The organism is Polynucleobacter sp. AP-Elch-400A-B2, from assembly GCF_018688355.1.
Taxonomy (GTDB): domain Bacteria; phylum Pseudomonadota; class Gammaproteobacteria; order Burkholderiales; family Burkholderiaceae; genus Polynucleobacter.
The window spans coordinates 1,866,541-1,881,402 of sequence record NZ_CP061317.1 but is presented as its reverse complement, the minus strand read 5'-3'; the positions used below and the strand labels follow the sequence as shown (position 1 = coordinate 1,881,402).

The window sequence follows — 14,862 nt, the reverse complement described above, 5'->3', positions numbered from 1 at the left end:
TATTGGTAAGGCTTTAATGATTTTTCATGAGCGCTTCGATTTCATCGGCTTTCACTGGCACGCCACGAGAAATCAATTCACATCCAGAGTCGTTTACTACAGCATCATCCTCAATACGGATGCCGATATTCCAAAAGCGTTCATCTACATCATCAGCAGGACGAATATATAAACCTGGCTCGATAGTGAGTGCCATGCCTGGCTTAAGAACGCGCCATGGCTTTTCTGAAGAACTTGGTGCTGCATCAAGTGGTTCGCGATAGGAGCCAACGTCATGCACATCCATGCCCAACCAATGTGAGGTACGGTGCATATAAAAGCGACGATAGGCTCCGGTCTCTAGTGCATTGTCTAAAGAGCCAAATTCCGCCAGCTTGAGCAACTTCTCATCAAGCAGGCCTTGAGTGAGCACTTTAAGCGCTGCCTCATGGGGTTGCATAAATGTATTACCAGGCTTAGTCATTGCGATAGCAGTTTCCTGCGATGCAAGTGTAATGTCATATAGAGCGCGTTGTGGACCCGAGAATTTTCCGTTCACCGGGAAGGTGCGAGTGATGTCTGAAGCATAGCTATCAAGCTCACAACCAGCATCAATGAGACACAGATCTCCGCTACGTAGCTCAGTATCACCAGCTCGGTAATGCAGGATGCAAGAGTTGGCACCGCCCGCAACAATACTGTTGTACGCAACGCTTTGTGCGCCGCTGTGGCGGAACTCATGAAGTAGTTCTGCTTCAAGATGATATTCACGCACACCAGGTTTGCAGGCTTGCATGGCACGAATGTGAGCGCGCACAGAAATCGCGGCCGCACGACGCATGATGTCAATCTCATGGACATCTTTAAAAAGACGCATCTCATGAATCAAACTCTCTACATCATGAAATTCAGAGGGAGGGTTCACGCCAGCACGCGCCTGGGCTCGTACTTGTTTCATCCAATGACGTAAGCGACGATCTATTTCGGCGCTTTCTGAAAGACGTATATAGACAGCATCTTGATCTGCTAATAACTCACCCAGTTTTTGATCTAAGTCATGATTGCTATGGGCATATTCCACACCTAAAACTGCAGGAGCTGCATCTGGCCCCAAGCGAATGCCATCCCAAATTTCACGCTCTGCATCCTTAGGCCTGCAGAAAAGATGTGACTCCAATTGGGGTTGCGAGCTTGATCCAGTAATTTTGAGTACGAGGCTTGCAGCTGGCTCTTCAAAGCCAGTGAGGTAGAAAAAATCACTGTCATGACGATAGGGAAACTCACTATCTCGATTACGTGCTGTCTCAGGCGCTGTAGTAATGATGGCAATGCCACCACCAGTTTTGGCGCAGATCAGTTTTGCGAGCTCAACTCGACGTTGTTGGTAAATGCCGGAATTATTCATTTGCTGCATTGAGCTCTTGTAATCGTTGGGGTGTCCCTACATCGTGCCACGGTCCGGTATATTTTTCACCGGATACCTTATTTTTAGCCATGGCCTCCCTCAAAATTGGAGCTAGCTTAGTAGGTACATCTAATTCTAAGTCTTTAAAAAGGTCCTGGTGGTAGAGCCCAATACCGGAAAAGGTGAGTTTTTCAGCGCCATCCGAGGTTTCATTGGCTACCTGAGAGCCCTTGATATAAAAGTCACCCTCAGGATGCTGAGTTGGGTTGGGCACCATCAAAAGATGTGCCAAAGGTCTGCTTGGCATGCTTCGTAAGTCAGAAGCTCGTTTTAAGAGCTGTTGAATTGGCAGATTTGGGCTAAAAACATCCCCGTTGATGACTAGGAAATAATCGCTTGGGTTTAGTAAAGGCAAGGCTCTGCGAATACCGCCCGCCGTTTCTAGGGCGCTAGTTTCTGGGGAGTAGCTAATGTTGAGCCCAAATTGACTGCCATTTCCCAAGGCTTCTTCAATCTGCTTACCAAGCCAAGCGTGATTAATCACTACATCTTGGACGCCTGCATCACTGAGCGCCTCCAAATGCCAGGCCAGTAAGGATTTATTTTTAATGGTGAGGAGTGGTTTGGGTAGTTTATCTGTCAAGGGACGCATGCGCTCACCTCGACCTGCTGCCAGTAAAAAACATGGAATGGGATTAGGTTTATTCATGATGAATGATTTTTAATCTTGAGCAGGGCGCGTCGATTCTAGGATGCGTGCCAGGGGCTTTAATTCAATGTAACGATTGGCAGTCGCAATCGCATACTCAAGCACCAATGGAATATCTTTGAGATAACCATCTTTGCCATCACGATGAAACAGTCTTGCAAAAATACCCAGGACCTTCAAATGCCGTTGTAAGCCCATCCACTCAAAGTCACGATAGAACTGACCAAAATCGTTTGGCATGGGCAAGCCTGCTTGACGACCTTCTTCCCAAAATTTAATAACCCAATCAATCACGCGTTCTTCAGGCCATGCAATATAAGCATCGCGCCAGAGTGAAGATGCGTCGTAAGTGATGGGACCATAGACTGCATCTTGAAAATCAATTACGCCAGGATTATTTTTTTCAGTCACCATCAGATTACGTGAATGGTAGTCACGATGAACATAGACTTGTGCCTGCGCAAGATTGTTTTGAATAATCAGTTCAAATGCTTGCTTAATCTGTAAATTCTGAAGTTTGCTTAATTCGATATGCAGATGTTTCCCTATATACCACTCAGGAAATAAATCTAGTTCACGTTTTAGCAATGCTTCATCATAGTTTGGTAACACATCTGGCTTGCTGGCTAACTGCATTTGCACTAAGGCATGTGTTGCATCTTTATAGAGGGCGTCAGCACTCTCCGAATTGAGTTCTGCAAGGTAAGTTTTAGTGCCCAGATCGTTGAGTAAAAGAAAGCCCTCAGCGACATTTTTTTCTAAGATTTTCGGAACATTTAAACCGGCATTTTCGAGTAATAAATCGACCTCAATAAAAGCGTCCAAGGGTTCGTGCTGGGGTGGGGCATCCATCACGATCAAAGTTGGAAAATCTGGGTTTTTGGACGCAATCCGGAAATACCGCCTAAAGCTGGCATCTGCCGAAGCAGGGGCCAAAGTGGGGAGATCTAATTGCCAGCTAGGTTCAAGGCCTTTTAGCCAGTTGCGTAGGGTGTCTAAGCGAGAGTCGGTCATGGTCGATTCGTATAATAAGGCGGGTCTGGATCTATGAGTCATTATCGCCGTCGCGCCGGCCTTTGCGCCCCTCTTTTTGTAGCCGTTACCCTGCGCTTAGTGATGGGGGTTGTATTGTCGCAATTTGCGCTCGTAAGTCAGGCTCAGGCACCTGCACCTTTACCCCCTTCTGCACAGTCTTTAGGTAGCTCCGCTAACTCCGTTTTAATCCCCGATCGTGGCGATGTCACTGTCTTGAAGTTGGATGATCAATTGCGAGTTGGTAAACCGATTAATGATGGTCAGGCTTTAACCTTTACCTCTAGTGATTCGATTGACGGAATCGTTGATCGCGAAATGCGTTTAAAAGGGCGTGCACAAATTCGCCGTAATGGCGTAGTCATTAAAGCAGACGAAATTAAATACGATCCTGATTCCGATATAGCTAATTTGTCTGGCAATACGGAGTTTTCAAAAGGCAACGCATCTTTCAAGGGACCTAAAGCACGTTTTAGGGTAGATGCTCGTGAAGGGGAAATGGAGACTCCTAATTATGAATTGCGAGATAACCGTGCGAGCGGTAATGCAAGAAAACTGACGATCGAAACTGCTGATGTATTTGTGTTTGATAGGGCCACCTACACAACTTGTACTCCAGAAAATTTAGATTGGTATTTCACAGCCAGTACGCTTGAAATTGATAACGAGCAAAAAGAAATGGTTGGTACGCACGGGGTCATGCGATTCTTTGATGTGCCCATTGCTTACACGCCTTACTTCACTGCACCAACCTCCAATCAGCGTCGTTCCGGAATTTTGGCACCAGTAGCTGGATATAACTCCAATAATGGTATTGATGTAACGCAGCCTTACTACGTCAATATTGCACCTAATCGTGACTTACTTTTACTGCCTCGCGTGATGGGTCAACGTGGAGTGCAGTTGGGGACTAAGTACCAATTTATTGATAAGCAATATGCAGGTAGTTTGGGAGGGGACTATCTCCCTTATGACCGTAAGACCGGTACTGATCGCTGGCGTTATGACTGGCAGCAGAGGCAAAACTTTAGTGGCGACTTGTTAGGTATGGGTGGGATCCCCATTGCTGGTGCTTGGAGTGGCTATGCCAATGTGGCGCGGGTTTCAGATAACCTATACCCAACCGATTTTTCACAAAGTATCGCAGGTGCAGTGACTAGCCAGTTTCGACAAGAGGTTGGCACTACTAAGAACTTGACTGGTAGCTTAAGTAATTGGACTGTGGGGGCTAGGGCAATGACTTTCCAGACTTTGCAGCCTGACCCTACCGTGACTGTGCAGTCTCCATACAATATTTTGCCGAATGTCACCGCTGCCTATAACAATCGTTTAACGCCGGCAGTTGCTGATACCAGTGGAAAGTACATCACTCTACCTACGGGTCCCGCAACAACTTTTTCTACAGATTTCACTCGCTTTGCCTACAACATTGGCGGTAACTTGGCGGCAACCGCTCCAGGTGCTTATAGCCAAGCCGATCGAACGGTAATTAAGGGTGCCGTGGCGCTTCCCCAGATTACGCCTGGGTACTACATCACTCCAAAAGTGAGTTTTCAGTCAAATACCTATAACGTAACACCATACAACCCTGTGGGTGCGCCAGCTGCTCAAGGCTTCACCATTCCCACATTGAGTTTGGATTCAGGCTTGGCATTTGAAAGAGATGCGGCTGAATTAAAAGGCTTCTTTGGGCGCGATATGTTGCTCACAATGGAGCCAAGAGCTTTTTATGTTTACACCCCGTTTCAAAGTCAGGCTCAAACTCCTTTATTTGATACGGCAGATGCTGGTTTTGGCGTAACCCAAATTTTTAGTGAAAATACGTTTATTGGTAATGACCGTATTGCAGATAACAATAAGTTAACGGGCGGCATTACCAGTCGTATGATTGAGGCCAATACAGGCGCAGAACGAGCCAACGTCACCCTTGCACAACGTCAAGCCTTTACGGGGCAGAAAGTAGGTCTCAATGGCACTATTACAAACCCTACAACCTATTCGGATACATTGGGCTCCGCTTCAGTTCGTCTGCTGGGCAACTTCAGCACAGATGTATTTGGGCAGTACAACTCGCAACTGAATCGCTTAGTTCAAACAACAGTGGGTGGTAGTTGGCGGCCTACGCCTGGAAGAAGCTTAAATTTTGGCTATCGAAATGTTTGGGCTCCACCAACACAAGCATCCGTTCAGAATAATCAGCTGTTTGTCCCCTCAGCAACCACGACTGATCAATACAATGTTTCAGGTCAATGGCCCATTACGCGGGAAGTATCTGTCTTGGGTCGCTGGGGTTACGACGCTTTAACGACCAAAACGCTCAATACGCTGGTGGCTTTAGAGTGGACGCGTGACTGCTGGACTTTACGCGGCGCTTACTCGCAGATGGTTAATACATCACAAATCACAACCACACAGGTTTTATTCCAAATAGAATTTAGGGGCTTTGGCAGCGCTGGAAGTAATCCAGTTGATATCATGAAGCTTAATGTTCCTGGATATATGCCTACTTCCAAGCCTATACCACCTTCAATATATGAGAACTATCAATGATGCGTAGGAATCGATTTAATCAAGCACTTGCAGCCATGATTTTGGCTGGCGCTGCTTTTCTGTCTCAGCTCGCGTTTGCACAAGATAGCTCAAAGACTTTGGCTGATAGCAAAATTCGGAACATTGATGGTGTTGCGGCAGTGGTGAATACAGGCTATGTGACACGTAAAGAAATTGATGATCGGATCGTTGCCTTACAAAAGCAGGGAGGCAAGCTCCCTGATGCTGCCAGCTTGCGCAAGACCGTGCTGGAGCGCCTCATCCTTGAAAAAATTCAATTACAAAATGCTGAGCAAGAAGGTATTGCAGTGAGTAATAAAGAGTTGGATAAGATTATTGGCGATATTGCTGCCAAGAATAAGTTAACACTGGCTGAGTTAAAAGTAAAAATTGCTGCTACTGGCAGTACTTATGAGCGCTATAGTCAAATGCTGCGCGATGATGTGATTATTAGTCGTTACCGGGAGCGTGAGGTCGAGGGCAAGGTTAAGATTTCTGATGCAGAGGTAGATAACTTTATCTCTGATCGCAATCGTGAGGTAGCTGGTGGAGGAAAGCCGGTACGCTCAACTCCTACCGTAAAAGGTGAACCAGAAGAGATCGACCTTGCGCAGATTTTTATTCCTGCAGATGCCAATGCTGGGGCTGGTGCTCAGGCTGAGGCAAAGAAGAAGGCAGAGCTTCTTTTACGTGAAGCGCGTGGTGATGTAGATTTCTTGCAGTTAGGTGCAATGGCTGCAAAAGACAATCCAAAAATTAAGTTCCAAGATTTGGGTTACCGAACCCCAGATCGCCTGCCGCAATTGTTTTATGAGGCCGTCAGAAATACGGGTAGTGGACAAGTTGCTAATGCCGTAGTGAAGAGCCCGGCTGGCTATCATGTTTTAAAAGTTTTAGATCGTCGCGCGCTAGTTGCTGGCGCTCCTGAACCGCAGCAAGCTGCCCCCCAAGAAAGTGCTACCACCCCACAAAATATTATGGTGACGCAGACTTTGTCTCGCCATATTTTGTTGCGCAGTCGTGCGGGCTTGACAGACCAGGATGCGGAAAGACGCCTCGCGGGTTACCGCGATCAGGTTCGTGCAAAAACTGCTGATTTTGGTGACTTAGCGAAAAAGTATTCTGAAGATGGATCTGCCGCCAATGGAGGCAATCTAGGCTGGATGGGTCCTGGTGATTTAGTTCCAGAATTTGATCAAGCAATGAATCGCTTGCAAATAGATGAAGTTAGCAATCCAGTGAAGACGGAATTTGGCTGGCACTTAATTCAGGTGCTCGAGCGTCGTGATGCGCAGTTAACTTTAGAGAAGCAGCGTCAATTTGCACGTGCAGCCATTCGTGAACGTAAGTTTGATCAGGCTTATCAAGATTGGCTACGTGAATTACGCGACACCGCTACGGTGAAGATCATTAACGCAGATGATCCAGCAGCCAGCCCCCGTTAATCTCGTTATCAGCTCTGGGGAGCCTGCAGGGATTGGTCCAGAGGTCTCTATTGCAGCTGCATTAGCCTTCTTGCTAGAGCAGCCTGCAAGCACGATTACTTTGCTTGGTGATGCCAGCCTATTTTCAGTTAACAATATCCCTAAAGAACTTTCTAATCGTTTGAAGCTTGAATCTATTGCGCTAGCTTCTCCAGTAACTGCGGGTCAATTAAATCCTTCCAATGCACAATATGTTCTGAGTATTCTGGATGCCGCAGTTAAGGGTTGTGTTAAGGGTCGTTTTGATGCCATGGTGACTGCGCCAATACAAAAGAGCGTGATCAACCAGGGCAATACTTCAAATGAGGATTTATTTACCGGACATACGGAATACCTAGCAAAGCTTTGCCATCAAGATCATGTTGTCATGATGTTGTGTGCGACATTACCGGCTAGCTTCTTAGGTTTGCAGAAAAGCCGTGACCTTCGGGCGGCTCTAGTCACAACCCATGTGCCCTTGAGAGAAGTTTCTGGCGCGCTCAATCAACAGCATATTCTGGAAACCATTCAGATAGTCGATCAGGATCTGCGGGAAAAATTTGGCATTGCTAAACCTGTTATTCGGATAGCGGGACTTAATCCGCATGCGGGTGAATCAGGCTATCTTGGGCGCGAAGAAATTGATGTGATCATTCCTGCGATTGAGGCTGCTAAAGATTTGGGCATTCAAGTAAGCGGCCCTTATCCAGGAGATACGATGTTTGATGCTAAGGCTTTGGATAGTGTGGATGCGTTTATTGCGATGTATCACGATCAAGGTCTGGCGCCATTTAAGTTTGTTAGTTTTGGTGGTGGCGTAAATGTCACCCTAGGTCTACCGATTATTCGAACTTCGGTAGATCATGGTACGGCGCTAGATATTGCGGGCACAGGCCTTGCAGACCCTAGCAGTATGTTGGAGGCTTTGCGACTTGCCTATCAATTAGCGGTCAATGTAAAAAACGCAAAGAACGCAAAGAATCCATCAATATGATGCATCAAGCCCGTAAACGATTTGGTCAGAACTTTTTACAGGACTCCGGAGTCATTTATTCCATAGTGGCAGCAATCAATCCCAGTGAGAATATGCACTTGATTGAGATTGGACCTGGCCTTGGCGCATTAACAAGACCCTTATTAAGTAATCTAGAACACCTAGACCTTTTAGAGATTGACCGAGATTTGGTGGCTTACTGGAATCAAGAGAATCTTAAGGGCCTGAATGTAATTGAGGGGGATGCCCTCAAGTTTGATTTCCTGGGATGGGCAAATGCACGTCCAGCCAATACTGGTATGTGTAAGGTGGTTGGTAACTTGCCTTACAACATCTCCTCTCCATTGCTCTTTCATCTTGTTTCTGCTGCTCATGCGATTGATGAGCAGGTATTTATGCTGCAAGCTGAAGTAGTGGAGCGTATGGTTTCTAAGGCTGGCGGATCCGAATTCAGTCGGCTATCTGTGATGCTGCAAGCGCGCTACGATATGGAGCAAGTTTTAGAGGTTCCTCCTGAAGCATTTGATCCTCAGCCTAAGGTCAATTCTGCAGTAGTGCGCATGATTCCGCGCAAAGATTTCAACTTGAGTGATGCGCAGTGGCATGCTTTGGAAAAAGTAGTAGCGGCAGCATTCTCTCAAAGAAGAAAAATGCTGCGTACGAACTTATCCGCCTTTGCTGATCGACTGTCTCTATCTGAATCTGAATTAAAAGCGCGTGCTCAGGATATTCCGGTGGAGCGCTACATTGAGTGGGCTAAAGCTTTAGCCCATTAAGCTTCTGGTTTTACTGGTAAGCAGCAGGATCAATCACCCGCATTTCAGCTTCAATCCACTTCTCTACTTCTTGATGAAGTTGGCCACCTGTTTTTCCAGCAGAGGTAATGGCGGGGCCGATTGAGAAAATTACTGTTCCAGGCTGTTTTAGAAAGCTATTCTTAGGCCAACAACGTCCGGCATTGTGGGCAATTGGAATAACTAAAGCTTCAGTAGCACTCGCCAGCCTTGCGCCCCCTTTGCTGTAGGGCTTGTGAGATCCGGTTGGCGTTCTAGTCCCCTCTGGAAATAACAAAATCCACTTACCTTCACTTAAACGTTTTTTCCCTTGACCAACGACGGAGATGGCGGCAGTTTCTTTGCTGTTGCGGTTGATATGAATCATCTTGAGTAAAGCCAAAGCCCAGCCAAAGAAGGGAATCCAGAGCAATTCTCTTTTGAAAACAAAACACACCTGCTTAGGTAGTAAGGCAATGTAAAAAATGGTTTCGTATGCAGATTGATGCTTACTTAGTACGACAACAGGTTTATCCAAAACTGCTGTCATATTTTCCATCCCACGAATTTCGTAACGAATTCCACAAAGAGGCTGCAAAATCCAGATGACGACCTTATTCCAAAGACCAATAAAGCGATAGCGATTCTCAGGATTGAGGAATGGAAAAACAAGGATGCAAAGTACCGACCAGATCGGAGTGAATATCAGCAAAAAAAGAGTGAACAGAGTTGAGCGAATAAAAGTCATGTTGGCATTAAACCTGATCTTGTAAGAGTGCATTAGCAAATGCCATCAAATCTGCATGAATCTGCGTTCCCTCCGGGAGGCCGCCTTTATCTAGGGTTTTACTGCCCTTGCCAGTTAATACTAAATGTGGACTGGCACCCAAAGCAACTCCCGCCTGCAGGTCGCGCAAGGAGTCGCCCACAATCGGCACGCCTAATAAAGGTGTAGAGCTTTGATTTTTCTTGTAGCGCAGGGCAATTTCTTTCATCATCCCTGGCAGAGGCTTGCGGCAATCGCAGGCATTGGCATCAGTATGGGGGCAAAAGAAAATACTATCGATATGACCACCCAAGGGTTTAAGCAGTTTATCCATCTTGCTATGCATCGCATGCAGATCATTGATATTGAAATAGCCTCGTGCTAAACCCGATTGATTGGTTGCTACAGCGATTTGATAGCCAGCCTGATTTAGTAGTGCAATAGCCTCAAGACTACCTGGCAAGGGAACCCACTCATCACTCGACTTCACATAATCATCCCGATCTTCATTAATCACGCCATCGCGATCAAGAATGATGAGCTTAGAGGAGCTATTGCTCATGCTAATTTGCCGAGGTCGGCAATCAGATTCATTTTCTGGTGAAGTTGTTGCAGGAGAGCTAGGCGGTTATCGCGCAGCTCTGGATTGGGATCCATCACCATGACATCAGCAAAGAATTGATCGATTGGGGTACTTAAAGCTACCAATGCCTTTAATAGATCTACAAACCGACGTTGCTCATAAGCAGCAGTTAGAGTTGGAGTGAGTTTCTCAAGCGCTTCGGATAGAGCGATTTCGGCAGGAACTTGTAAGAGCTTACTTGAGCAAGATCCTGGAATAGTGGTGGCATTCTTTTTCAGAATATTGCTGATACGCTTGTTGGCAGCAGCTAATTGAGCAGCTTCTGCCAAGACGTTAAATTCACGCAATGCGGTCAAGCGATCTATTAAGTCATTCAGTTGTGCAGGCGATTGACTTAATACTGCATCAATCTCTTCGGTAGTGAATGGCTTGCCAGCAACAGCCTGATCGCGCAAGTAAGCACGTAGACGATCAATAATGAAGGCGTAAATATCTTCAGTTTTCGCTTTTTCTTGAACGTCTTTTTGCGGAAATTGTTTGCGTGCTAGCTCAATTAAGTCCGGTAGGCTCAGGCTAAGATTCTTTTCAAGTAAGAGCCGGCAGATTCCGAGAGCATGACGACGGAGGGCGAAGGGATCTTTATCACCAGTTGGAGCAAGGCCAACACCCCAAATACCAACTAGAGTTTCTAGCTTGTCGGCAATCGCTAAGATAGTGCCGGTTTGAGTTTGGGGTAATGCATCACCAGCAAAGCGGGGCATGTAATGCTCGCTACAAGCAGAGGCTACTTCCGAATTTTCACCATCATGCGTAGCGTAGTAACGGCCCATGATGCCTTGGAGCTCCGGAAACTCACCAACCATATCGGTTAATAAATCCGTTTTAGCAATCTCTGCAGCACGGCTAGCAAGCGTCTCATCAGCCGATAAAGTTTTTGCAATGCCAACAGCAATACCTTGAACACGCTTGGTGCGATCCAATTGATTGCCGAGTTGATTGTGATAAACCACTTTTCCTAGATCGGCCACGCGGGATGCCAGTGGGCGCTTTTGATCTTGTTGGAAGAAAAAGCGTGCATCCGAAAGTCGTGGACGCACTACGCGCTCATTACCGGAAATAATCGCTTCTGGTTTATCAGTCTCGATGTTGGAGACAATTAAGAAGCGATTGCGTAACTTGCCTTGCTGATCAGTCAAAGCAAAGTATTTTTGATTGGTCTGCATTGTCAGAATCAAGCATTCCTGCGGAACCTCTAAGAACTCTTGATCAAAGTGGCACTCATAGATTGCAGGCCACTCTACTAAAGCAGTCACTTCGTCTAACAGGCTATCTGGCATCAACACTAAATCAGCACCAGCAGCTTTTAATAATGCAGATTTGATAAATTCACGGCGCTTATTAAAGCTTGGTAACACTTTTGCTTTAGTAGTGAGATCGGACTCATACTGATCGGCAGAGGCAATCGTAATGACGCCTGGAGCTAAAAAGCGGTGACCTTCTGTTTGGTTTGCTGCATCAATGCCTAATGCGCTGATATGTAATTTTTTTTTGCCGTAGAGAGCGATGATACGGTGCGCAGGGCGTGCAAACTCAACGTCTGCTAGTTCACCATTTTTCTGTAGCACTTGGTAGTGCATCATTTTGGCGATAGGTAATTTGCTCAGTGTTTGCTCGAGTGCTTGTTGAGCGGTTTGCTCTAATGCCGCACCTTTGGCGATGACATTGAGATACAAAGCTTCATTCTTACCTTCGCCCGCTTTTTCTAAAGTGGATAGATCGATATCTGCATAACCCAAAGAGGCCAATTTCTTTTGCAGTGGTGCAGTCGACTTTCCAGCAGCATCAAAAGCAATGCTAGTTGGGAGTAATTTTTCACGTACTGGATAGTCTGGAGCTTGACTCAAGACATTCGTAATTTGAACAGCCAGGCGACGTGGTGTTGCATAGCCAGTCGCAAGAGAGTTTTCACTTAAGAGGCCTGCAGCCTTTAGAGTTGAATAAATACCTTCACTAAAATCATCGCCTAAGCGGCGTAATGATTTTGGTGGAAGCTCTTCAGTAAACAACTCAATCAGAAGGTTATCTGCTTGAGAGAGGGAATTTGGTGTACTCATAATTAGATCGAGCTACTTAGGCTTTGGATTGACGTTGGCACATCGGGAATCCCAACTTCTCACGAGACTCAAAGTAAGCCTGTGCTACTGCTCGAGATAGATTACGGATGCGTCCGATATAGGCTGCACGCTCAGTAACTGAAATAGCGCCACGGGCATCTAGTAAGTTAAAGGTATGTCCAGCCTTAAGTACCATTTCATAAGCGGGTAAGGCTAACGGCACTTCCATCAAACGCTTGGCTTCACTTTCGTAGTTGGTGAAGTTTGCAAACAATAGATCGGTATTGGAGTGTTCAAAGTTGTAGCAAGACTGTTCTACTTCATTCTGGTGATACACATCACCGTAAGAGATGCCGTCGGCCCAAACTAGATCGTATACGTTTGAGCAATTCTGGATGTACATTGCCAAGCGCTCAATACCGTAAGTGATTTCGCCCAAAACAGGTTTGCAGTCAATGCCGCCCACTTGCTGGAAATAGGTGAACTGCGTCACTTCCATACCGTTGAGCCAAACTTCCCAGCCTAAGCCCCAAGCACCTAAAGTTGGATTTTCCCAATCATCCTCAACAAAACGCACATCGTTCTTTTGAAGGTCAAGACCCAAGGCGGCCAGCGAACCTAAGTAGAGCTCAAGAATATTTTCTGGTGCAGGCTTTAGTACTACTTGGTACTGGTAGTAGTGTTGCAGGCGATTCGGATTTTCTCCGTAGCGACCGTCTTTTGGTCTACGTGAAGGTTGGACGTAAGCAGCTTTCCATGGCTCGGGACCAATAGCCCTCAAGAAGGTAGCTGTATGAGATGTACCGGCCCCGACCTCAAGGTCGATAGGTTGCAATAGGGCGCAACCTTGTTGGTCCCAGTAATCTTGGAGTTTGAGAATGATTTGCTGAAAAGTAAGCATGATGTACCTGGCTAAGCCTTTGATTTTACATGGCTAAGCTGGTGAACTAGGAAATTACTATTAGATGCGTTTTTGGCGAATCAGACCCAGGATGAGCAAGAGACAAGAAAGGCTCAAAATGGGCGCGTTTCCCCAAAGTACATAAGGAGTGGTGCCTGAGTAGGCCTGAATACTGGTCTTTAAGATGCTCTGGGTGAATTTGGGGAGTTCTGCCAAAATTTTGCCATCTGGTCCCAGTACTGCCGTGATTCCAGTGTTGGTTGCTCGTAATGCAGGAAGGCCTGTTTCTAGAGAGCGTAATTGTGAAAGTCGTAATTGTTGTGTTGGTGCTTGAGAGTCCCCGAACCAGGCGAGGTTTGTCATATTGATAAAGAGGTTAGCCGATTCTTTGCTGTTACGTAAACGTGTAGCTAGCTCATCACCAAAAACATCCTCATAGCAAATAGTGATGGCTGCATAGAGTGGCAACTGCCCCTCTCTGTTAATCAAGAAGAAGGGTTGATTTTGAGAGCCTCGAGAAAAGTCACTCAGTGGCACGCTAAATGCATTTACAAACCAACGAAATCCTGGGGGAATAAATTCTCCGAAAGGAACCAGATGTGACTTGTCGTAACGATAAGGCGGATTACTTGGACTAAAGCCGATTGCTCGATTGGAGAATTCTCTTCCATCTGCGGGATTAAAGTGCCGCCCCAAGATACCAAATAAAAGGAAGCGCTTATTGTTGATTGCAAAGTCCTGTAGATCTTCTAGGGTACCTGTGGGTAAATTGGTCTCAGGCCATGGCATGGCTGTTTCTGGAGATACTACTAAGTCTGCTTGCGAATCCAGCATTGCAGATTTATAAAATGTAATTTGTTGCAGCATACCCTCTGGTTTAAAGACTAAGCTTTGAGCAATGTTTCCCTGAATGAGTTCTAAAGTGAGAGGCTCGCCGGTAGGCTTCGTAAAAGACCAAAAGCTTAATAGTTGACTCAGTACGATGAGAGATAGTACAGAAATTGAGCTGGCTTTGAAGTGTGATCTCAAGAAGAGTAATTGCCTAGACGCCAACACTGCAAAAAACGTGCATCCCAGTCCACCTAAATATGGGGCAACTGGTGCAAAAGGACCATAGACTTGAGTCTCCCCTAGACCCATCCAAGGAAAGCCCGTAAAGAGTATGCCGCGCAAATATTCTGTTGCTACCCAGCTTGACGCTAAAAGGAGGCCTGGAAAAAATAGCCCTTTTGAAAAATGTAATGTCAGTGAAGCACAAGCGAAGAAGATAGATAGTAAGCCAGCCAAAAGGAAGACTGCAGTGCAGGAGAGTATGACATTCATCCCACCAATATCATGCAGGCTAATGAAGATCCACCAAAGCCCTAGTACGAAGTAGCCAAGGCCAAATGACAACCCCAGGAAAAATGTACTCTTAAAAGAAGTGGATTGATATTTTGTAATTTGCCACCAAATTACACTGAGGATCGGAATCTGAATCCATCCACCTAAAGGCAGCTCTGCAACACTCGCCAATATTGCGCCAAGAGCAAACAACATCAGATAGCCGATGTTACCGCTAAGCCTTGGCAGTAGGCGATCAATCAAGGCAAT

Annotated in this window: 12 protein-coding genes; 4 read left to right on the top strand and 8 right to left on the bottom strand. The window is 46.1% G+C overall.

All coding sequences use genetic code 11. The features are described 5' to 3' along the window. Window positions 1-13 precede the first annotated feature (13 nt). The 3 genes from FD977_RS09645 to FD977_RS09635 are packed head-to-tail and all read right to left on the bottom strand — an operon-like array spanning window position 14 to window position 3,107. The gene (locus tag FD977_RS09645; RefSeq protein ID WP_215305343.1) at window positions 14-1,393 is read right to left on the bottom strand and encodes an aminopeptidase P N-terminal domain-containing protein; all 1,380 of its coding nucleotides are present in this window, start codon (window positions 1,391-1,393) and stop codon (window positions 14-16) included. Next, complete coding sequence (murU, locus tag FD977_RS09640) at window positions 1,377-2,093, bottom strand: N-acetylmuramate alpha-1-phosphate uridylyltransferase MurU (RefSeq protein ID WP_215305342.1); 717 nt, start codon at window positions 2,091-2,093, stop codon at window positions 1,377-1,379. Before murU ends, FD977_RS09645 begins: the two co-directional genes overlap by 17 nt. A gap of 12 nt (window positions 2,094-2,105) precedes the next feature. Further along, complete coding sequence (locus tag FD977_RS09635) at window positions 2,106-3,107, bottom strand: aminoglycoside phosphotransferase family protein (RefSeq protein ID WP_215305341.1); 1,002 nt, start codon at window positions 3,105-3,107, stop codon at window positions 2,106-2,108. Between the two features lie 33 nt (window positions 3,108-3,140). Here FD977_RS09635 and FD977_RS09630 point away from each other — a divergent pair, with 33 nt between their 5' ends. The 4 genes from FD977_RS09630 to rsmA are packed head-to-tail and all read left to right on the top strand — an operon-like array spanning window position 3,141 to window position 8,908. After that, window positions 3,141-5,675, top strand: a complete 2,535-nt coding sequence (locus FD977_RS09630) for an LPS-assembly protein LptD (protein ID WP_215305340.1) — start codon at window positions 3,141-3,143, stop codon at window positions 5,673-5,675. Beyond that, entirely contained in the window at window positions 5,672-7,120 is a 1,449-nt protein-coding gene (locus FD977_RS09625; RefSeq protein ID WP_215305337.1) for a peptidylprolyl isomerase, read from the top strand. The genes FD977_RS09630 and FD977_RS09625 overlap by 4 nt, the downstream gene beginning before the upstream one ends. Further along, complete coding sequence (gene pdxA, locus FD977_RS09620; RefSeq protein ID WP_215305335.1) at window positions 7,095-8,132, top strand: 4-hydroxythreonine-4-phosphate dehydrogenase PdxA; 1,038 nt, start codon at window positions 7,095-7,097, stop codon at window positions 8,130-8,132. Before FD977_RS09625 ends, pdxA begins: the two co-directional genes overlap by 26 nt. Next, complete coding sequence (gene rsmA, locus FD977_RS09615; protein ID WP_215307120.1) at window positions 8,132-8,908, top strand: 16S rRNA (adenine(1518)-N(6)/adenine(1519)-N(6))-dimethyltransferase RsmA; 777 nt, start codon at window positions 8,132-8,134, stop codon at window positions 8,906-8,908. Before pdxA ends, rsmA begins: the two co-directional genes overlap by 1 nt. A 10-nt stretch (window positions 8,909-8,918) precedes the next feature. On the opposite strand, the gene FD977_RS09610 is transcribed toward rsmA, so the two are convergent. From FD977_RS09610 to lnt, 5 genes are read right to left on the bottom strand one after another with little or no spacing between them, the layout of a single operon-like run. Further along, window positions 8,919-9,653, bottom strand: a complete 735-nt coding sequence (locus FD977_RS09610; RefSeq protein ID WP_215305333.1) for a 1-acyl-sn-glycerol-3-phosphate acyltransferase — start codon at window positions 9,651-9,653, stop codon at window positions 8,919-8,921. Window positions 9,654-9,660: 7 nt separating this feature from the next. Continuing rightward, entirely contained in the window at window positions 9,661-10,233 is a 573-nt protein-coding gene (gmhB, locus tag FD977_RS09605) for a D-glycero-beta-D-manno-heptose 1,7-bisphosphate 7-phosphatase (RefSeq protein WP_215305331.1), read from the bottom strand. Further along, window positions 10,230-12,368: a glycine--tRNA ligase subunit beta gene (glyS, locus tag FD977_RS09600; protein ID WP_215305330.1), complete on the bottom strand. Its 2,139-nt coding sequence runs from the start codon at window positions 12,366-12,368 to the stop codon at window positions 10,230-10,232. The genes gmhB and glyS overlap by 4 nt, the downstream gene beginning before the upstream one ends. Window positions 12,369-12,384: 16 nt before the next feature. Continuing rightward, window positions 12,385-13,269: a glycine--tRNA ligase subunit alpha gene (glyQ, locus tag FD977_RS09595; RefSeq protein WP_015422011.1), complete on the bottom strand. Its 885-nt coding sequence runs from the start codon at window positions 13,267-13,269 to the stop codon at window positions 12,385-12,387. A gap of 60 nt (window positions 13,270-13,329) precedes the next feature. After that, window positions 13,330-14,856, bottom strand: a complete 1,527-nt coding sequence (gene lnt, locus FD977_RS09590; RefSeq protein ID WP_251369479.1) for an apolipoprotein N-acyltransferase — start codon at window positions 14,854-14,856, stop codon at window positions 13,330-13,332. Window positions 14,857-14,862: the final 6 nt, after the last annotated feature.